Source organism: Luteolibacter rhizosphaerae (assembly GCF_025950095.1).
In the GTDB taxonomy this organism is placed as follows: Bacteria; Verrucomicrobiota; Verrucomicrobiia; order Verrucomicrobiales; family Akkermansiaceae; genus Haloferula; species Haloferula rhizosphaerae.
This window is the reverse complement of the sequence record NZ_JAPDDR010000011.1, coordinates 1-19,273: the sequence shown is the minus strand read 5'-3', so window position 1 is coordinate 19,273 and position 19,273 is coordinate 1. Positions and strand designations below refer to the sequence as shown.

Below are 19,273 nucleotides of genomic sequence, written 5' to 3'. Positions count from 1 at the left end.
CCATGAGTGACGAAAAAGGAAACACGCCCCAAGACCGCCGCACCGTTGCCCTCTCCGAGGAACACGAGCGCCGGTACTTCATCGACCAGATCGTCCGCAATCACCCTCAACTCACGCGGGAAGACGTGGAAGCGGTCCTCGACGAGGCGGCGCAATCGATCGCACCGTCGGAATCGCGCGAGGCCCTCGTCGCGGCAGTGGAGAAGGCCTTGGGCGTCGAAGAGCAGCCCGATCTACCCATCCAGTGACATGAGAATCACCCTCAATTCCCGGACCCTCGTGGGGCCGCAGCACACGCTTGCCGCATCGTTCGCGAGCGAATGGCCGCCGGCCTGCCCGGTCGAGATTGTGTGGATGCAAAGTCCCTCCGCCCGGTGTGTCCTTGAAGTCGAAATTCCTCCTGAAGAGCCGCTGATCTTCGACGGGATTGTAACGCCTCTCGATGGCAATGACGCTGCGGTCTTCTTGGAGAGAGATCTTCGGGAGGCACTCGGATTGCCGGAATTGGAGGGCGATGATCCCGATGGCTCGGAGCGGCAACCCTTGCACCCCTAATTCCTGAATCATATGTCGGATGAAATTGAACGGCCCTTGCTGGAGCATCTCGAATCCCAGGAGTTCGAGGACCACGTGAACCGCGCCGCAGTGAAATCCCGGAGCGGAAAGATGATCCGTCTTGGAGACGAAGCGGTCTTCGGGGAAGTGATCGACTGCAGCATTCTCGATCTATCCCTTTCCGACTTGAGCGTGGTCGATGAGGAAGGTTCCGCGCTCGTCCAAGGGAACTTCGTGGAAGCAATCCAAGCGGAGGGCGCGGAAGAGAAGGAAGCGGAAACGCGACGAGGCAATCTGTCCGGTTACGTCCGGGTCAAAGCTTTATTTCCGAAGAAAGAGGGCACAGATCTCTCCGGATACCTGAGCGACTTGGAGCTGGATCTCGGAGAACTGGAGTGGATCCCCGAGTAGGCGGCCGCCCCTATCGGTTGGCAAGCTCAAGAAGCACGTCGGCATGACAAGGGGCTTGAAGGGAGCAGAAGCACGCCAAGTTCTTGCCCCGGAGCGGGGCGAGAAAGCCGGGCTCTGTCTCAAGCCGCCGGCGGGTGATTTCTTCAAATCTCCGGACGCACTCGGTCGCATCGCCATCAATCCCCACCTTGAACGGGTTACCCCAAGGCCCGGGACGGGCAACCTTTGCGGCCGGAAGCCCGTTCATCAGGGTGGACGCCTCTTGCAACCGGAAGCCTTTCCGGCGGCTGAGTTGAAGGCGAGTCGGTACCATGGCGAAGGGCTGTGAGGCGGCGAAGGAGGACGCCCCCGAGTCTTGTCGAGAGCGCCCTCCGTGCCGGGAAGGAACGCGCAGTGTCAGGCTGGCGCCCTTGCTCATGACGCGCCGAACGAAGCACCCCGTGCAACCCCGTCAATATGGGCGACCCATTTCCGGAGAAATGCTGAGGTTGCTGCGAGAATACCTCTTGCGGCCTAACGGTACTGCTCTAACCGATCTAACACCATGAGCTCCTCCGCAACGATTGAATCCCAAGGGCCGCGCGCGTCGCTCGCGCATGCGATCGATCTTCTGGACCTCGGAATGTACCATGAAGGGCTGCGGCTTATTGAGGCCTTGCCGGCGGAAGTCAGGGAAAGAAGAGCCGGGTGCCGCGCGGAACTACGCGCCACCCTGGCGCTCGGACTTTGGCAGCGGGCTTTGAAGCTTGCCGTGCCCATGAAGGACGGAAATGAGGACGACCGGATATCCGCTGCGGATGCCTTCCAAACCCTGGCGGCAGAAGCTCTCAAGCGTGGCCGTGAAACAGAGGCAATCAAACTGGCCTCCGCTGCAATTACTGCCGACCCTCGCAAACTCGAAGCGTTGCGAGACGACGAACGCTTTCCCGAGATATTCCGGACCCGGTTCGGCCTCAAGGTGGTGAGATTCTGACAACCGGCCCCGCGGATCACAGGGATGCGATTAAGACGGCGAGCCGCGGGTCCTCGGAGAAATAATCTCGGAAATCGGCCATCCCCTTCAGTGCATCCTTGAGGATCCACCCCGCAGTGTCCCTCTTGCCCGCTTCGATCGCGGCGATTGCCTGGCGCCGGTAAAAGTCGGCCGCCAGCTCACGCTCATGCGCGTCTCCCCGGCGCAGCAACTCGCAGAGGCCCAGGGCGAGCTGTCCGTTTTGCATCCCGCACGCGATATGGAACGCCAAGATAAGCGGCTCGCGCCGGTGGAAATCGTTCACGCGGAGCCGGCCCATGATCTCCCACGCTTCCGGGTATCTCTTCCGTTTCACGAGCTCGGCAGCTTTCGTGTATGCCTTAATCGCGAGCGGGGGCACGGGCCCGTAATCCGGCTTCGGCGGAGGTGGGTTGACGGCGAGAGGATTCAATCCCTTCTCGTGATTATCGAATCCCGGCAACATCTCCCCGAGTCGAGGATCGGCGAGGAACGTCGCCCGGTGACCCGGGGCAATGGCGAGACACTCGTCCAAGTAGGCATACGCATCCTCCTGACGCCCGCCCGCCCATGCCTCGGCCGCAAGCGTATGATACCAGGATGCGGCAGTGAACTTCGCCCGGTCCTCGCTCATCACTGCCATCTTCTTGGCAAGCGCGTCGGCCCAAGCCGTGGCGCGAACCATGCAGGCGGACTTGAACATGAAGCAGAACATCCGGACGCTCGGGAGGACTGTCAGGTCACGGTTGAGCTTCTCCGCAATCCGGTAAGCTTCCTTCCACAGTTCCTGATCGAGACACTTCTCGCCTTCCGCGAGATCTTCCTGCCAGCCCATGAATGGAAGGATGTTTTCGAGCCGAGGCGGAGCAAGTTCAATGTGCCACGCGATTCAGGCCGAGGTGGGCACCGTCGCTACCCGGGACCGCCCCTTGCATTTCGCCCTTGGCAGATGCCAACTGCACAGCCTGCGAGTAAGCCTCGCACCGAACATTCTTCCATTCCTTCGGCAGTGGCGGGTGGCATCCCGTGTGCAAGGGCGACTACATGGAATCTGAACCTCAATCTCCCGGGTCTCATCCGGGCCCTCGTGCCGCAGGCAACCCACTCTCCGGCGCATCCCTCAACATCGAGCGCGAGAACCCCGAGGACGCATTGGAACGAGCCAGATCCGAGCGGGTACAGCCGGAACCCACCGCGGCTCGCCAGCCTCTGCAGCATCGGGATTGCTTCGCCGTGGCAATCCAAGAGAACCCCTATGGAGCCGTCGCCGCTGCCGTGGGAGCCGGCATTCTTATTGGATTGCTCGTAGGCATTTGCGGTCAGAGGTGAAAAAAGTAGGAGTGATCCGACTCCGCGGAAGCAGTGTTCACTTGAACATTTTAGAATTTCCGCGCACGGTGCTCCGCCGTGCTCGATTCCGGTCCCTTTTTTTGCGAGTTTCACGCTCTGTCCGCCTTCTCCTTCCTACATGGCGCCAGCCAGCCGGAGGAAATGGTCATGAAAGCGGCGGAGCTCGGCTACCCGGCGATCGCTATCCCGGATCACGCGGGCTTCTACGGATCGGCGCGAGCCCACGCCGCGGCGAAGGAATGCGGGATCCGTGCGCTGGTCGGGGCCTCTCTGGAGGCTGACGAAGCGGGCGGGGGGGCGTTCCCGGTCCTTTGCGCCAGCCGAAAGGGCTATCAGAGCCTCAGCCGGCAGCTTACCCGGATCCACTTCGGGGAGTCCGCCATCGAGTTCGGGGCGGCCTCCGGCGATTTGATCGCACTCACCGGCGGCCGGGACGGGCCCGTAGTTCGCCCGCTCCTCCAAGACGACACCAAGGCCGCGCTCGCGGCGGCGGAGAGGCTGGTGGCCATCTACGGTGCCCGGAACGTCTTCGTCGAGATCCAGCGCCACGGGCTGCGCGACGATGCCCGCCTCAACCGGCACCTGATCCAGCTCGCCGGGCATCTCAGGCTTCCACTGCTGGCCACCAATTCGCCGCTCTTCGCGACGCGCCGCGATCGCCTGCTGGCCGATGCGTTCACCTGCCTGCGAAATCATACCTCACTCGACGGCGCCGGCTTGCTCCTTGAGCCGAATGCCGACCGGCACATCCGGAGGCCGGGAACCATGGTGGAATTGTTCCGGGACCTACCCGCGGCGATCGACAACGGCCGGCGTCTCCTCGATCGCATCGATTTTACACTCGAGAACCTCGGCTATCGCTTCCCTGACTTCCCGGACGGCCGTGGCTTTCCGCTCTCCCAGGCGGAGCAGGGGACCATGCTTCGCCGCTTCACTTACGAGGGAGCCTTCCGGCGCTACGCGGGGCGCATACCGCGGAAGGTGAAGGACCAGCTCGAGCACGAGATTGCGATGATTCAGCGGCTCGGCTTCTCCGGTTACTTCCTGATCGTGCGCGAGATCGTCGAGTATGCGCGGGGCAAGGGTATCCTTTGCCAAGGCCGGGGATCCGCCGCCAATAGTGCGGTTTGCTTCTGCCTCGGCATCACTGCCTTCGATCCGATCGCCAGCGGCTTGCTCTTCGAGCGCTTCCTCTCCGAGAACCGGCAGGCATGGCCGGATATCGACATCGACTTCCCGTCCGGGGATCGCCGCGAGGACGTGATCCAGCACGTCTTCCGGAAGTATGGTCGCCACGGCGCTGCCATGACCGCCAACGTCATTACCTACCGCCCGAAGAGCGCTTTCCGGGAAATGAGCAAGGTGCTTGGCTTCCCCCCTTCGATTGCAGACCGCTTCTCCCAGCAGAGCAGCGGCTACCGCGCCGACGGTCAGGTGGACGACGAGCACGCGGACCGGGAGTTCGATTTCGAGGAGGCGATGGGCCGCTTGCTGCCGCCCTCGCATCCACGGCTCCCGGCGCTGTCGATGCTCTTTAACATGGTCCTCGGCAAGCCGCGGCACTTGGGCCAGCACTCCGGAGGAATCATCGTGTGCGATCGCGGCCTCGATAGCGTCGTGCCAATGGAGCCGGCAACCATGCCGGGCCGCCACGTCGTACAGTGGGACAAGGACGACTGCGAGGACCTCGGTATCGTGAAGATCGATCTCCTCGGGTTGGGCATGCTGGCGGCCATGGAGGACGCCATCGCCATCTGCAGCCGGCGAGGACGACCGGTCGATCTCGCGAAGATCCCGCACGATGACGCCGCGGTCTACGACCTCATGTGCTGCGCTGATACCGTGGGGACCTTCCAGATCGAGAGCCGGGCCCAGATGGCGACCTTACCCATTCTGCGGCCGCGCTGCTTCTACGATGTCGCCGTCGAGGTCGCGATCATCCGGCCCGGCCCCATCGTCGGCGAGATGCGCCACCCCTACCTGAACCGCCGCAACGGAAAGGAGGCCATCGATCACATCCACCCGCTCTGCGAGCCGATCCTCAAGCGCACGCTCGGGGTCATTCTATTCCAGGAGCAGATTCTCCGGATCGCGATGGAGGTGGCGGGCTTCACCGGTGCTGAGGCCGACGAGCTTCGCCGGGCGATGGGCTCGAAGCGCTCGCAGGAGAAGATGCAGCGCGTGGTGGCAAAGCTGCGGAGCGGGATGGCCGAGCGCGGCCTCGATCCGGCCGCCCAGGAGAAGATCGTCCAGAGCATCGGAGCCTTCGCGCTCTACGGCTTCCCGGAAAGCCATGCGATTTCCTTTGGCCTGATCGCCTACTCGAGCTGCTGGCTGAAGGTGCATCACCCCGCGGAGTTCTACACGGGGCTCATCAACAATCAGCCAATGGGGTTCTATTCGGTCCACACCCTTATCCAGGACGCCAAACGGCGAGGGCTACAGATCCGGCCCGTATCGGTGGTGGAGAGTGGTATCGCGACGGAGGTGGTGAGTGATAGGGAGATCCGCCTGGGGCTTCATCGGATCAAGGGCATGACCAAGGACACCCTCGAGAGGATCGCCGCAGAGCGTGCTGGAGACGTCTTCGCCTCGCTCTCCGACTTCCTCGCGCGATGTAGGCCTAACGATAAGGAGCGGCGCCTGCTGGCTAAAGCCGGGTCCTTGAACGATCTCCCCGAGGTCGAGCACCGCCGCAATGCACTCTGGCAATCCGAGCTCAAGCTTCACCACGACCTCATTCCGGACGAACCAGGGGAGACGATGCTGGCCCGGATGGAAACCGCGGAACTCTTGGCGGCCGACTTCGTAACCCAAGGAGCTTCCACCGGGCCCCACCCCATGAAGCTCTGGCGGAAGGCACACGCCGGCGAGGATGTCGTGCGAGCGTGCGATCTCCGCCGCCTTCCCCATGGGTTCCCCGTGCGCATCGCCGGCATGGCCATCTGCCGCCAGCGCCCGGGCACAGCACACGGCCACTGCTTCATCTCGCTCGAGGACGAAACGGGCATCGCGAACCTATTTGTCAACGTGAAGACCTTCCGAGCCTATCGGATGGTGATCGTGGCGGAGTCATTCATCCTCGCGGAAGGACGGGTGCAGCAAGGGGAAGGGGATCAAGCGACACTCTATGTCACCGCAGTTCGGACGCTACAGGGTCGGGAAAGCTTGAGCGCCTCAACCAGCCACGACTTCCACTGATTCCTGTCGCTCGCAGCGCGTGTTACTCAGGCCTTTCACCGTTCTATCGAACCAACAGGGTCCTGAACACTCAGGGGTGGCTCATGCTCATAATGCTCCATCACCTCTGCGAGATCGCGAACGTCGATCCATTTGCCGCAGACCGAGCACTGGATGAAGTGCAGCCGGTCATCCTCGTCCGCTCTTTCGTAGTCGTGGTCCCTTATGGCTACGCCGATTTCTTCGCCATCTTCTTGGCCGCTTTCTTCGCGGCCTTCTTCGCCGCAGGCTTGGGCGGACCGTTAGCCACGGATCTGCTCCCCTTGATGCTCTGCTCGAGGTAGGTGGCAAGGTCGATAGTGTTGGTGGCAACCGGGCCTTCGCGATCGCGTTCCCCACCCTTAACACGGGCAACTCCGCCGGTCGCGATCTTCTCATCGATGTAGCGCTGCAGCTCGGCTTGATACTCGTCGTGGTGTTCAGCCGGGTTCCAATCCTCGGTCATGTTCGCCACCAGATGTTTGGCGAGATCCAACTCCTTCTTGCTCGGTTGATACTCCGTCTCCGTGGATTCCGGGAGATCGAGCTTGTCCGCCGGCCTGATCTCTTGGGGAAAGCGCATCATCTCGAGCACGATAGCGTCGCCGCGGACGAACATTGCAGTGAGGTATTGCTTGGTCCGAACCACAACCCGAGCGATTCCCGCCATCCCCGTCTCCAAGAGGGTCTGGCGTAGGAGCGCGTAGGCCTTCTTCCCACGCTTCTCTGGCTCCAGATAATAGGGTTTCTCGAACAGCAGCGGCTCGATCTCCTTCAGCTTCACGAACTGCTCGATCTCGATCGTCTTGGTGAGCTTCGGCTGGATGCCCTCCAATTCCTTGTCATCGAAAAGGATGAAGTGCCCCTCTTCCACCTCAACGCCCTTCACAATCTGGTCAGATGGCACCGGCTCACCTGTCTCCGCGTTTACCTTCTCGTAGCGGATCCGCGCGTTGTTTCGCTTGTCCACCAGATTCAGACTCACACCCTCCGATCCCTCTTCGGCACTGGTAAGGCCAACGGGGATATTGACCAGGCCGAAAGCGATTGCCCCTTTCCAGATTGATCGTGCCATGATGACTACGCCCGCGCGAATTGTACCTAAGGTATATCGATCACGCTTCTGCGGTCCCGAGCTCAAGTCTTACGGATTGGTTAAATAATGATGCCCGCATTCTGCAACGGCAGGAGGTTTTTTGCGATTCGAGCCCGCGACTTCGGCTAATATTTTTAAAATGCCCCCTTCGTTATGTACATAAGCAAATCGCCTATTCGCCAGGTGTTGCATGGACAGTCGGAGGCGCTACCTCGGTCAGCGCCGCTCAGTAAACCGCAACGCGAGAACGCTGGTGCGGCGAGGTGCCACTCCCTCATCTTGGAAGGCCGCCGCGTGTAGAAATCCGCGGCGGTCTTCCGTGGCTCCATGGAGTGTAGGATCTCGGGTTAGCGAGTGCCCTCTGCATCCTCGTTTACGTTAATGCAATCGCTGGCATCGCCGGGGAATGCAGGGAGGGGCGCCAGAGCCGGGAACGGGATCTGCGAAGTGATATGCCTAATCTAATGGACGCCGATACTTCCTTCGACCCTTCCGCTATCCGCCGATCGATGCGACTGTATCTACTCATCGGCCTTGTTCTCTTCTGTGGGACGCTGGCCACGGTCGCTGTTGCCACCATTCCTGCACTAGATTTCGGTCGCCACGGATTCGACACCGCGGACTTGGTGCTTGGGCTGCTGATCGCCACCTTCAAATCGTCACTCGTGGCATTGGTGTTCATGCATCTGAACCATGAGCGGAAGTTGATCTATTTTTTCGCGATTCTCGCCTCGGTCCATTGCGTCGGATTGGTGGCGTTCACTCTGCTCGCCGAGGCCGACACCATTCGGGATCCCAACTTCTTCCACGGTACTCGCGGAAATGATCCCGGAGGGATCTCGATTTCTCGCGGCCCGTTTCCGCAGACAGATGCGACCAAGGGACCCGGGACGTTTGGACCCTGAGTAGAGATGCAGACCGAGGCGATCGAAGCTCAGGGCCGCATCCTCGAAGGGGTGGCGAGGGAGATGGAAAAGCCTTGGAACTCGAACGGCGACCCGTTTCTCAGGCGGGCCGCCGTTCCTGGACTGCTGGTCCAGTAATTCTTCTCTCCCCAGAGAATGAATTGAAGAAAGGCTATGAAGGTGAGCGCCCGGCGGTCAATTGAGGAGCCCTAAGTAATACCCTTACCATGCCCCTCTTGACGGCGCATTTTTTCGGTCGTAGCGATCCGGGCGTTCACTCCCATGAACCCCAGACACTACTTGAAAATCGGAATCCGCGATGACTTCGCGCTCGATATGGTGGTCGAGCTTCACCCTTCAGCGTACAACGGCCAGACGCCGCCCAACGATTCCGAGCGGATCGCCCGCGACATGCTGGTGAACTTCATGCGCCACGAGTGGGACTGGAACGGGGAGGACAAGGAGGTCAGGCCGGTCGAGGTCCGCATCGAAGTGCCCAAGCCACTTAACGCCTTCCATCTGGCACACGGGGCGCTGTGGTGCTCGCGGTTCTGAGGGGTGGCGCGGGTAGATGGAAAAGAAATGACCCCGGGACCGGCGTGCCGGGCGGGGTCTAAGTGTGGAGGGGAGGAGTATCGCCGGTTCGGTTTGGCGACCGCCGCACCTGTAATGCCGGATGCCCGTCGCGCAACTGGTTTTCTTGAAGGGTGGCGCGGGAGATGCAGAGGAAGTGTTGACCGATTTTGGGTGGCTTGACAGTCACGCTAGGCTGGTGCCACCTCCCAATGACTCGTGCCGGATCGATTGAGATCATAGTGTTCCGACGTATAGTCCTTTAACCCATGGACTCGCGCAGAAACATTCTCATCCGGCTGGAGGGTCTTCCCGAAGAGGAAGGGCACCTGCGCCTGAGTGAATTTCTGAAGGCACTAGAGGAATGGAAGAAGATCCTCCATCAGTTCGATCAGATGGAAAGTCCAGGTGGACGTCCAGAGGTCTATTACCGAGTCGTCAATCTCAGCCATTCGAGTCCCGCAACAATCGAGCTTGAGCCAGTCGCACTGCCGCGACGCGAGAAGAAGCTCCCGAAGAATCAGGCCCTGCCGACCTATAAGCCACCCAAGGTCGAAAACAGACCACGACGCTTGATGAGTGAACTTCGGTCTATCAAGGATAAGGCTGGCGTCTCAGATGAGGTTGACCCTCAAGTGCTCGTATCGCTTAAGGCAGTAGCGCCATCTTCGTCGAATGGCATCGCGCGGTCGTCCGTGATCTACGGAGATACGCAGCTCGACTTGGATCAGCAGTTCTCATCTAACGTATCCAAGCTGATCAACAGCGAACTGGTATCACATGGCACCCTTGACGGCCAACTGGAGGCGCTGAACGTCCATGGGTCAGGGCCCTACTCGTGCTATGTCTACCCCCCCATCGGACCTAAGAAGATTCGGTGCACCTTCAATCTCCTCTTTCGGAAGAAGATTCTGGAGTTGGCGGACAAGTATGTCCGCATTTCGGGTTTTATGCATTACCGGGAAAAATCCGACTTCCCATACATGATGGAGCTATCGGAGATCGAGGAACTGCACCCCTCATCCGTAGTCAAATTCAGCACCTTGGTCGGAAGCCCTGAAAGCTTCATCGACGGAACCTCCCCGCACGATATCGACGATGATTGGTAAGCCCAAATACTATTGGGACTCTTGTGTCTACATCACACGGCTATATCCAGACTCTCACCGAAATGCGGCAAACATCAAATGGTTGCCAGACATCATCGAGCTTGCTGAGGCCGCCGAGAGCCGGAATGCGATCATAGTAACGTCCACCATCACGTTGCTTGAGGTAACCTCCTGCATTGACGATAAGGATCTAGAGGACCGATTTCAGCGGTCGTTCAACGCATCTCACCACAGCCTTTATGGGGCTGAGCTTAAGGTGATGACGAAAGCCCGTCGACTGCGGGCGGACCTCCACAAGGCTGAGCCAGCTTTCAAAATCTCGGTCCCCGATGCTATCCATGTGGCGACAGCAATGATCCTGGGAGTTGATGAAATCCACACGTTCGATGGCGGAAAGGTGGACAAAGACAAGTGCTCCCTCCTGAATCTTAGTGGACACCCTTTATTGGATAAGTTGGTCATTAAGAAGCCGGAGGCTCCAAAGCCAGTGGAGCCAGAAGCTGACCCAAATCAAGCGGTGCTTCCTGGTTTGGAGAAGCTCTGATGATCTAAATTCTCTCGGCAACTTCGCGATCCTCTCCCTTGACCCCTCTGCTACCCTGCAGCCGCGGGCCGGGGGCCTTTAAAGGAACTCGGATAGATCAGAGTCCTCCAACAGACTCCGGCGGTAGGCGGGGCACATGGACGCTGCGGTCACCAAGGCGAGAACCGCACCATCTAGATCGTCGTCCGCAGCCCTCCGCGTGGCCAGAAGATGCAGGAACCGTGCAGCGTGGTGGCGGTCTCGTGCCGGCCCTTCCCCCAGCATTACGGCGATGTGGAAGCCCAGGGACCACCGGCCCAAGTGCTCGCAGCACTTCACTCGGAGGCGAAGCGCTTTGAACCCGTTGCCTCGAGCATGAGGAAGGGATTCGAGGATCTCCCAAGCATCCTCCCACATCGACAGTTCCACAAATCCTTCGGCCTCGGTGATAGTCGTCATGGGAGACGGGCACCAACGCGTAAGCTCCAGCGATCGCAACGGAAATCACCTAGGCGGCGCGCTTAGACGCCCGGCGTTGCTTCTGAGACGGCGAGGTCCATCTTATCCCCGTGGACCGGGGGCCTTAGGGCGAGTGGTTTCAATCTAGGGGGTCAAACCCCCGGTCCGCAGTTCAAAGTAGGAGCTTCACGAGCGGATCGTTCATCAGATGCTTTTGGGCATCCGGGAGTGTTGCAGCGAAATCGTGCACAGCCTTTTTCGCGGCGGCCAGCTCATCGTGTTCGACGCAGAACCTTGCCAGTTCAAGGTAGAAGTTTGCTGAGGCCAATCGGTTGATGTCAGTTCCATGGCGAAGGAATTTCGCGATCTGCATGCCATCGCTCCAAGCGTTCAGATGAGGACAGCAGTCAATCCGGACTCTCAGGGCGGACGGCATTACGCGCTCTACCGCAGGGAGGCTATCAAGGGCATCCCACGCCTCTGCGTAAAGACCCAGCTCCGCGAGTCCCTCGGCCTCCTTAAGCGTACCCATGGAGGAGGGTAGCTCCCCCCCAAGTGTGTTACAAGGCGGTCCAATTGAGTAATTCGCTTAAACTCCTTCAGGAGTCGGTGCCTAGTTCTATCAAATCGTGCTGCCGGCCAGAGGTGCGAGCTTAAGGTAGTATGAGTGATACCCAAGGTAACACCTCGCAGGATCGCCAGCGCGTCGCCCTTCAGCAGGATCACGAGCGACGGTACGTGGTCGACAAGTTTATTGAAGATCACCCTGGCTTGGTCCGCTCGGCTGTGGAGGAAGCGCTCGACGAGGCCTATGAAAACCTGAAGACGAATGATCGTGAGAAGCTGACAGCCGAGATTTCCCGCATCATCGGAAACCAAGTGCGCTAGGTGGCCGTGACTCTTCCGAAATACCAAAAGAATGATCCCGTGCGGATTACGTCAGGGGTCAACGAGGGTAAGCGCGGAGTGGTGCTCGATCAGGTGATCAGCGGGGGCACCCTTCTCTACCTCGTGAAGCGGGAGAACGGATCCTCGTGGGTAGAGGAGGACCAGATGGCAGTGCTGGATGTCAGCGACTCCTCCCTCATCAAGGGGCGAGCCTGAGCCGCCGGTAGGCTGGCCTCCTCCGCCTCACCCGCCAGAGCAGCAGGGCGGACCATGGGAGGGCGAAAGAGAGAAGGATGAGCCAAAAGGGGGCAATCAGAGTCCAAGTCCCCGGTGACCTGCTTTGCGCAAAGACCACCGCCAACTCGCGAACGGTTCCATACTCACGCACGTCTAAATAAGCGTTGGAGCCGTTTATAAGCGCAGGCGCTGTAAAATGCTCAATCCTGCCCGGTGGATCTCTCAGCACTTTGCGACCTATCCCCGAGAGCCCCGAATATGAGTCGTCACCCCAGTCCGCTTGAACCAGCGCGGCGCGACTCAAAATTCCTCCTTCCCTACCGCGCACCCATGAGAGGTGGCCGTGCGAATCCCACCACGCCCAGCAGATGAACCCCATCACGAGGAGGCCGGACCAGAAGGTGACGGAGCGATGCAGAGCGAGCTTCACGGGCTCAGTCTGGGATGACCGCGCTGTCCGTTGCGAGTCTCGATCTCGTTGCTACCGTCCCGGATGGCAGGCACGCGACCGATTCACCCGCTCCCCGGCATGGACGAGTGGACCTGCGCGCGCCAAAACTATCCGCTTCCCGACGGGCTGCCCGATAGGGTCCGGTACCGGATCGTGGACCAGCCCGAGCCCCAGCGGCTCGTGGTCGAAGTGAACGGTCAGCGCTGGGAGGTCCCGTGGTGGAACATCGAGATCGGCGAAGAGTATCAAACCCGGTGCGGCAAATGGATCAGGGAGCCGGATGAGCGGGTTCGGCGCTACGTGCTGAAGCGGCTGGCGTGGGCCCGCGGGCTCAGTCCTCGAATCCCGGAGCGCGCCAAGAGCTATTGGGAAGACCACTACGAATGGATCCTCCAGCGCAACGGGTGGGAAGTCCCGCCGCCGGCCGGAAAAATAAGAGATCCTCGTACGCTCCGATTCTTGAAACCGGGCGCGAGCTGGATATCAAGAATCGTCGCCCGTATGGCTTGGGCGGCTTGCCAGCGGGTCGGGCTTCCTAGGGGCAGCCCGACCCGCAAGCTTCCCGGCAGGACTGGTTCTTTCTAACCTTCCAATATGGAAGGGACGGCAGTGTAGCGCCCAGTTGCTCCGGACGGGCCGGGCTTCGTTGAGGGGGCCCGGCCCGAAATCAGTTGGCCCTCTTCATGGTGGAGCCGCGAGGGACCGCCCGCGGAATCCTACCCTTCGGCACGAAGGCGCGGGACTCGAATTTTAATCCACGGATCAGAGCGAACCGGAAGTAACCCCAATCGCCTGCCTGAGGATCCCAAGCAACCAAGACGTAGGCATGGGTCTTGGGGGCTTGAAGGAGGGCGTGCGGCTGCACCGTGAGGATCTCACCCTGATATCCAATGGTGAGCTCCCGGCTTGCTTCTACGGCCGCACGGACAAGGCCCAGCGTGCCCGGTGCATTAACTTTTCCATGTAGCTTCATCATTCAAACTATCAACCCGCCGCCACGCGGTGAGATGGTGGCCGCCGACACGGCCCACCAGGCGAAAGACGATCTCCCTCTTCTTCAAGCCGTAGCACGTGACCACACGCGGCTTCACGCTTCATTCCCAGTCCGGCACCGACTCCGGGAGTATCCAGGCCCCCGGTAAGCAGCATTCAGGCGACGTACGTAGTACGCCTGTCACAGTGGATTCCATAACGGCATTGGCAAGAGGTGGGCCGCTACCGGTGAGAGCGCCAGGGAGAACGGGCTCAGAGGAAGAGGAGCAGAACGTGCAAGAAACTAAAGTTCGCACCATGCCTCGCGAGTTCCATTAGCGCAAACTGTTTCGACACTCTTAGGTGTGTTGCTTAGATCGAGTCCGAATTTGAGAATGGAGGCGTATAACTGCGCATCATGCTCAGTTGCCAGCAGCAAAAACCGTTCTAACAAACAGTGCTGTGTCAACGCACGGCCGCGGGAGGTGGAGCTGAGGAGGTCCCCTCCCGCGTTATTCTGCGATTCGTGACACAACGATGTCTCTGGCGGCTTGGTCACTCGGGTCCCCTTTGCGGATGTTGTCGATATCCATTGGGGCGCCCAGTGAAATGGAGAGCAGTTTTCTCAGCCTTCCGCGATTTTGCGCGCGAAGAGTGCTACCCTACGTAGATGGCCTTGTGGCAGCTTGCCAGTTGGCTGGTTAGGTAGGTCTATGAATGCGTCCAAGGCATACGGTTCGGAAAATCCTCCTCAGGCCAGCCTCGGTCTGAAGATGGTCGCAGGTTCTTGGCTGGTAGCTGCGGCCATCCTCGGCGGAAGCGCGCTTTGGCAATGGATCATTGGGTAGGCTTTCAACATCACCGCAACACGGCCGCACTGCGGGCCTGAGAGCCGTCGACTTCACGTCAATTCCGAGAGTGCACCGCCTCTCCAAGTGAGGAGAGGGAGACGCCATCTCTTTTGCTCGGCCAAAAGGTCTGAAGCCATCACCCGAGCGGCCGCGGTCGCAGGTTCCGAAAACGCATCCACGGTTCTCGATTGTGCGGGTTCAAGGGCGGCGGGAACGGCGACGTTATTCCAGCGGAAGCAGTGATCGGAGAGAGGTTCGTAGATGCGCGCGAGATTTCCCAGGCTCCGCGGGTAGCGGCGCATGACATCGTCGTCGGGAACATGGTGGCCACCTTTTTCGACACGCTGGGCTATCCGGGCGATAGACAATTCCGGTGACGGGAGGGCAAAGAAGTGGAGCTCGACCAGATAGCCCCTCGCTTTGGCGCGCTGAAGGATTCGAACTTGAGCAGACCCGCTCAGGGTAGATTCAAGCCCGAACGAAGTGCCGGCCGCGATGCACTCGTCGATCTCTCGGAGCAGAAGCTTCCCGGCTTTCAGCGCCACGGACTCAGGCGACAGGGGCGATAGGCCTCGGGCCATCTCATCGGCGTTCAGGAAGCGAAGCGGGTGCTCAAACTGTGAGGTAAGGAACGCCCGGGCATACGTGGTTTTCCCCGATCCATTGGGGCCGCCGAAGAGGTAGAGCGTGGGCGAGGACACGCGGGAGCTTTATCAGAGAGAGGAGCTGAGGAAAGGCTGTTTGCCCGAGAGGATCGAACACCGGGGCGGCGGAAAAATGCCCTGTCCAAGTGCAAGCGAGATGCATCATGCACATGCAGGATTGGAAGAACAGGCTTTGCAGCACGATCGTGACCGCGGCACGCCCTCTGCGATCGAGTTTGGCGATGAGCACGAAGCACCAAGACAGTATCCGCCAGTATGTGAACGACATGATCGGATTGGAAACCGACATCTCCAAAGCGATTCGGGGGCAGCTCGACGATGACCGGGTAACACGCCGGCCAGTTCTCACCGCGCTGCTCGATGGGATAGCCACTGCGAGCGAGCGACGGATCGAGACCCTCAAGTCAATTTCAAAGAGCGAGGGAGGTGCTCTCGGCGCCGCGTTGAAGGAGAGTGTGACGACAGCGACGGGAGTGCTAGCAGGTCTCTACGGGAAGGTGCGCGAGCACTCCGTCTCCCGCATGGTTCGGGACGACATCGTAGCGCAGACGACCGCAGCGACTGCCTATGGAATGCTGCTCACGTTGGCCTTGAGCGCCGGACATTCGGAACTCCAGGCGATTGCCCAAGAAGGGCTGAAGGGCTGTGCTCCCACCGTGACACTTCTTACCCGCGAACTCCCGCAGGTGGTGGGTGAGGAGCTTGCAGAGGATGAACCTTCGGCAAATCCCGCAGCCGTCCAAGCTTCCTTGGCAGCGATCCGGGAAGCCTGGCGCGAAGCTCCGTCAACCTGATCCGCCTCAATGATCGCCCCGGCACCGATGGGGCTGGGGCTTCTTTTGCCCGCGTCTTGAAACCCGTCCCGGAATTTCGGGGGAAACTCCATTTAGGACGCTTCGAATTCTGCGCGGATCGCGTCGCAACGACTCCACGCAAAGCACCCACCGAAATTGTTAATTGCCAATACATCGAGGCCGTGCCGCCGTGACTACCTTTCCCGTTGACGCCGGGTAAGGCCGGCTCCAAGTAGCTTGTTCCTATGAACCCCATGAACCCCGCCAACACTTTACGTTCTTCGTTATCGCGGCAGTCATCATTTGCCCTGATTTTCCTGCCCTTGGGTATTGCCACCGCTGTGCCAATTGACTCGTCCACTTCGGGTAACTGGAATGCCACCACAACTTGGGTTGGTGGAGTCGTCCCTCAGACCGGCGTCGGGGATACTGCAAACATCCTTTCCGGCCATACGGTCATCTACACCAATGGTGCTCCATTTGCCGGCCTAGATGGTTCGAACGACTTCGGTGTAGGCAACGGCAACGCCGTCAATATTAATGGGGGTGTTCTCAGCCAAGCTGAAGGCGGCTGGTGGGTTAGGATCGGCCACAAGAGCGCCGGGACCCTGAACATTAACGATGGACGCTTCCACGTAACTGATTCCACAGGTGGCGGCACTAACCTTCAGGTCGGCGTCGAAACCAATGGCAACGGCACCATCAAGGTTGGCGACTCTGTCGGGGCTGACGGCAGCGCCGTGCTTAATCTCCGCGACCGCGTGGATCTTTCGCCCAACGGCGGAGCGTTTTCAATGAACCTCGCCCCCAGCACCGGGACTGTTGGTGTCGTCACCATTAATTCCGACGGGGTCCTTGAAGGGGATCAGAAGACTTGGAACGGGGCCACCGCGGTCTTGAACCCTCACATACGGATTGGGCAATCGACATCCGACCTTCAAAGTTCACTCACCGTGAATCCGGGTGGGCAAGTAAACGCGCGGGGTAATGTGGAGGTAGGAGCCGGCGGCGGCGCGAAAGGCCTGCTGCATCTAAATGGTGAGTCAGCCCGGATGGACATGTCCGATGGAGAGTTCACCATCGGCTTCACGGGGACGGGCGCGATGACCGTGGAGAACTCAGCGATCTTTTCCCGCACGAACACGATCGAGGCTAGGTCAGATTTGTTCCTAGGTCGAAATGGCACTGGTATCGGCACCTTAACGATCGCATCCGGCGGGGAGTTCCGCCGCGAGGATGGAGGAAACGTGGGCGACATGCGAATTGGCTTCAATGGTACTGGTGTGGTGGATGTCCAGACCGACGCACTCTACCACAATTCATCGGGCAATTGGGACTGGCTTGGGCAGAATTCCACTGGAAACGGCACCGTCAACGTCAACGGCGGCATCTACCAAATTACCAGTTCCTCGAATCTTGTGATCGGCGCGGAGGGCACCGGTAATTTCAACCACAATGATGGGATCACCAACGTTAGCGGGATACGGGCCGGCGTGAATAACGGAACTGGGCTCATCACGGTGGGTGATGGCATTTTTACTGTGCGTGGAGGTTTGTTTCTGGGCGGTGACTCCACCACGAGCGCAGGAACCGGCAGCGCCACTCTGAACCAAAGCGGAGGAGCAGTCGAGGTGGGCGGAGCTTTGGTTGTCGGCCTTGCTGCCGGCCATTCTGGAACCTATAACCTTGCCGGCGGAATCGCGGTGCACACCGGGTCCGATATCAGTGTCGGCGAATCCGGTAGCGGGACTCTCATCATCGGTGCCGGTGCGACTCTCACAGACACCTCGGCTGCTGCCGGGCAGTTCTTTGTTGGGAGAAACGAGGGTTCCAGCGGCTCCCTGATCGTTGACGGAACACTCAGCAAGAGCAACGGGACGAACCCAATACGTGTCGGCAACGGGAACGCAGATGGTGTTGATAATACGAACGCCACCGGGCTTTTGGGTGGCAGCGGCGCCATTTCCTCCAGCAACGGCATTCAAATTGGCGGACGGGGTACACTCACTGCCGGTCTAACCACAGCTGTTGGAGATCTAGGAATTACCGGCAATCTCTCCTTCTCGTCAGGCGGAAAGCTCCACGTGGATATCTCCGGCGCTAATGCCGATCGGGTAGACATCTCTGGCGACGTCGGCTTCGCGCCTGACAATGTAACCTTCAATGTTCTTTCCGAGCCGACCGCAACGTCGTATACCCTCGTTACTTATACCGGTTCATTTGGTGGTGATGTCTCTAGCTTGAACGTACCCGCCGGATACATCCTCCAACACGACACAACCGCGAAGGAGATCAAGCTGACAAAATCAGGGGGAGGTGGCTACACGGCGTTCATGGACCAGTTTCCCGGACTCAGCGAGGCGGAGAAGCTTCCTGGCGCAGACCCAGATCAGGATGGCCTCAGCAATCTCCTGGAGTATGCCATCGCGGGCTTGGATCCCACTGCTCCGGACGCATCCCCCGGAACGTTGGTTGATGGCGTTATCAGCTTCGCCAAACGCGATATCGCTGTAGCGAATGGGGACGTTGCCTATGCGATTGAGGAGTCCACTACCCTAGGGGCGGCTCCCGATTTTTGGACTCCGGTCACCACATACATCGTTAACGACGCTTCGGCCATTTCGGCTGAGATCCCCATGACCTCACCGAGGCATTTCGCCCGACTCTCGGTGAGCGAGATTTGATTAGAACTCTGATTCTTCTCCGGTAGAGAAGGAGGCTAGTATTTGCAAGGCACCCGGGAAATGCCCGGGTGCCTTTGTCATTATAAGTTGCCTCGTCACCCCATTCCCGCGAGAAGCAAGACGCCAAGTTGTACAGCACGGCGTTAGAAGGCGCTTGGCCTCAATCGGTCGTGCGTTCCCTGCGAAGCTCCCCGGGGCAGAGTGGTACTCAGACCTAAAGATTAGAGCTCGAAAGCCCACGTGTCCTTCCCTTCGTCATCATTGGGCCGAAGACCGCCGCACGAACTTCTCAAACTCTGTGCCCGGCGTCGGGTGCACGTGGAAAGCGATGAAGACTGGTCGCCATTCAGGAATCGTCCTCGCTAATCGCTAGCTGGCGCATCAACATCTCCACCACTCTGAGAATTTTTTTCGCCTGCCTCTTGACGGGCGGAAAACTTGGATATTTTTCTGCACATGGGACCTCTACGCGAGGTTCTTCGGATGAACCGGCTCGCACGCGAACCGGCGGGGCGAGCGGGCCGGAGAAAACAAACCACC

Annotated in this window: 22 protein-coding genes; 14 read left to right on the top strand and 8 right to left on the bottom strand. The window is 59.7% G+C overall.

Annotated features, from left to right (window positions below; all coding sequences use genetic code 11):
• Window positions 1–2 precede the first annotated feature (2 nt).
• Genes OJ996_RS19840 through OJ996_RS19830 form a run of 3 tightly spaced genes read left to right on the top strand, consistent with a single transcriptional unit; the run spans window position 3 to window position 966 of the window.
• On the top strand, window positions 3–248 hold the full coding sequence (locus tag OJ996_RS19840) for a DUF433 domain-containing protein (RefSeq protein WP_264515409.1): 246 nt from the start codon (window positions 3–5) through the stop codon (window positions 246–248).
• A 1-nt stretch (window position 249) separates the two neighbouring features.
• On the top strand, window positions 250–555 hold the full coding sequence (locus tag OJ996_RS19835; protein ID WP_264515408.1) for a hypothetical protein: 306 nt from the start codon (window positions 250–252) through the stop codon (window positions 553–555).
• Between the two features lie 12 nt (window positions 556–567).
• Complete coding sequence (locus OJ996_RS19830) at window positions 568–966, top strand: hypothetical protein (RefSeq protein ID WP_264515407.1); 399 nt, start codon at window positions 568–570, stop codon at window positions 964–966.
• Between the two features lie 10 nt (window positions 967–976).
• Here OJ996_RS19830 and OJ996_RS26445 read toward each other — a convergent pair whose 3' ends face one another.
• Window positions 977–1,279: a DUF4326 domain-containing protein gene (locus OJ996_RS26445; RefSeq protein WP_345783797.1), complete on the bottom strand. Its 303-nt coding sequence runs from the start codon at window positions 1,277–1,279 to the stop codon at window positions 977–979.
• 231 nt (window positions 1,280–1,510) lie between these two features.
• On the opposite strand from OJ996_RS26445, the gene OJ996_RS19825 reads away from it, so the two are divergent.
• A complete protein-coding gene (locus OJ996_RS19825; protein WP_264515406.1) occupies window positions 1,511–1,939 on the top strand; it encodes a hypothetical protein in 429 nt (142 codons plus the stop codon).
• A 16-nt stretch (window positions 1,940–1,955) separates the two neighbouring features.
• Here the strand turns inward: OJ996_RS19825 and OJ996_RS19820 are convergent, their stop codons facing one another.
• Window positions 1,956–2,792 carry a hypothetical protein gene (locus tag OJ996_RS19820; RefSeq protein ID WP_264515405.1) on the bottom strand — a complete coding sequence of 279 codons (837 nt, stop codon included), beginning with the start codon at window positions 2,790–2,792 and terminating at the stop codon, window positions 1,956–1,958.
• Between the two features lie 572 nt (window positions 2,793–3,364).
• Here OJ996_RS19820 and OJ996_RS19815 point away from each other — a divergent pair.
• Entirely contained in the window at window positions 3,365–6,508 is a 3,144-nt protein-coding gene (locus OJ996_RS19815; RefSeq protein WP_264515404.1) for a DNA polymerase III subunit alpha, read from the top strand.
• A gap of 208 nt (window positions 6,509–6,716) precedes the next feature.
• Here OJ996_RS19815 and ku read toward each other — a convergent pair whose 3' ends face one another.
• Window positions 6,717–7,601: a non-homologous end joining protein Ku gene (gene ku / locus OJ996_RS19810; protein ID WP_264515403.1), complete on the bottom strand. Its 885-nt coding sequence runs from the start codon at window positions 7,599–7,601 to the stop codon at window positions 6,717–6,719.
• Between the two features lie 485 nt (window positions 7,602–8,086).
• Between ku and OJ996_RS19805 the strand changes: the two genes are divergently transcribed.
• The 4 genes from OJ996_RS19805 to OJ996_RS19790 all read left to right on the top strand — a co-directional run bounded on the left by OJ996_RS19805 (window position 8,087) and on the right by OJ996_RS19790 (window position 10,753).
• The gene (locus OJ996_RS19805) at window positions 8,087–8,527 is read left to right on the top strand and encodes a cytochrome C oxidase subunit IV family protein (RefSeq protein WP_264515402.1); all 441 of its coding nucleotides are present in this window, start codon (window positions 8,087–8,089) and stop codon (window positions 8,525–8,527) included.
• A 282-nt stretch (window positions 8,528–8,809) separates the two neighbouring features.
• Entirely contained in the window at window positions 8,810–9,082 is a 273-nt protein-coding gene (locus OJ996_RS19800; protein WP_264515401.1) for a hypothetical protein, read from the top strand.
• A 287-nt stretch (window positions 9,083–9,369) separates the two neighbouring features.
• Window positions 9,370–10,209, top strand: a complete 840-nt coding sequence (locus OJ996_RS19795) for a hypothetical protein (RefSeq protein ID WP_264515400.1) — start codon at window positions 9,370–9,372, stop codon at window positions 10,207–10,209.
• An 82-nt stretch (window positions 10,210–10,291) separates the two neighbouring features.
• Window positions 10,292–10,753, top strand: coding sequence for a type II toxin-antitoxin system VapC family toxin (locus OJ996_RS19790; protein ID WP_264515399.1), 462 nt, complete (start codon window positions 10,292–10,294; stop codon window positions 10,751–10,753).
• A gap of 78 nt (window positions 10,754–10,831) precedes the next feature.
• On the opposite strand, the gene OJ996_RS19785 is transcribed toward OJ996_RS19790, so the two are convergent.
• Together OJ996_RS19785 and OJ996_RS19780 are read right to left on the bottom strand one after the other, a co-directional pair.
• Window positions 10,832–11,191 carry a hypothetical protein gene (locus tag OJ996_RS19785; RefSeq protein WP_264515398.1) on the bottom strand — a complete coding sequence of 120 codons (360 nt, stop codon included), beginning with the start codon at window positions 11,189–11,191 and terminating at the stop codon, window positions 10,832–10,834.
• Window positions 11,192–11,363: 172 nt separating this feature from the next.
• On the bottom strand, window positions 11,364–11,723 hold the full coding sequence (locus tag OJ996_RS19780) for a hypothetical protein (protein WP_264515397.1): 360 nt from the start codon (window positions 11,721–11,723) through the stop codon (window positions 11,364–11,366).
• Between the two features lie 131 nt (window positions 11,724–11,854).
• Between OJ996_RS19780 and OJ996_RS19775 the strand changes: the two genes are divergently transcribed.
• The 3 genes from OJ996_RS19775 to OJ996_RS19765 all read left to right on the top strand — a co-directional run bounded on the left by OJ996_RS19775 (window position 11,855) and on the right by OJ996_RS19765 (window position 13,352).
• On the top strand, window positions 11,855–12,079 hold the full coding sequence (locus OJ996_RS19775) for a hypothetical protein (protein WP_264515396.1): 225 nt from the start codon (window positions 11,855–11,857) through the stop codon (window positions 12,077–12,079).
• Between the two features lie 6 nt (window positions 12,080–12,085).
• The gene (locus tag OJ996_RS19770; RefSeq protein ID WP_264515395.1) at window positions 12,086–12,295 is read left to right on the top strand and encodes a hypothetical protein; all 210 of its coding nucleotides are present in this window, start codon (window positions 12,086–12,088) and stop codon (window positions 12,293–12,295) included.
• A gap of 550 nt (window positions 12,296–12,845) precedes the next feature.
• Window positions 12,846–13,352 carry a hypothetical protein gene (locus OJ996_RS19765; RefSeq protein WP_264515394.1) on the top strand — a complete coding sequence of 169 codons (507 nt, stop codon included), beginning with the start codon at window positions 12,846–12,848 and terminating at the stop codon, window positions 13,350–13,352.
• 82 nt (window positions 13,353–13,434) lie between these two features.
• Here OJ996_RS19765 and OJ996_RS26440 read toward each other — a convergent pair whose 3' ends face one another.
• Complete coding sequence (locus OJ996_RS26440; protein WP_345783796.1) at window positions 13,435–13,740, bottom strand: WYL domain-containing protein; 306 nt, start codon at window positions 13,738–13,740, stop codon at window positions 13,435–13,437.
• A 900-nt stretch (window positions 13,741–14,640) separates the two neighbouring features.
• Window positions 14,641–15,291: an ATPase gene (locus OJ996_RS19760; RefSeq protein WP_264515393.1), complete on the bottom strand. Its 651-nt coding sequence runs from the start codon at window positions 15,289–15,291 to the stop codon at window positions 14,641–14,643.
• Window positions 15,292–15,476: 185 nt separating this feature from the next.
• Between OJ996_RS19760 and OJ996_RS19755 the strand changes: the two genes are divergently transcribed.
• Together OJ996_RS19755 and OJ996_RS19750 are read left to right on the top strand one after the other, a co-directional pair.
• The gene (locus tag OJ996_RS19755; protein ID WP_264515392.1) at window positions 15,477–16,049 is read left to right on the top strand and encodes a hypothetical protein; all 573 of its coding nucleotides are present in this window, start codon (window positions 15,477–15,479) and stop codon (window positions 16,047–16,049) included.
• Window positions 16,050–16,303: 254 nt separating this feature from the next.
• Complete coding sequence (locus tag OJ996_RS19750) at window positions 16,304–18,733, top strand: autotransporter outer membrane beta-barrel domain-containing protein (RefSeq protein ID WP_264515391.1); 2,430 nt, start codon at window positions 16,304–16,306, stop codon at window positions 18,731–18,733.
• A 346-nt stretch (window positions 18,734–19,079) separates the two neighbouring features.
• Here the strand turns inward: OJ996_RS19750 and OJ996_RS19745 are convergent.
• A partial coding sequence (locus OJ996_RS19745; RefSeq protein WP_264515390.1) for a hypothetical protein occupies window positions 19,080–19,273 on the bottom strand: 194 nt, incomplete at its 5' end.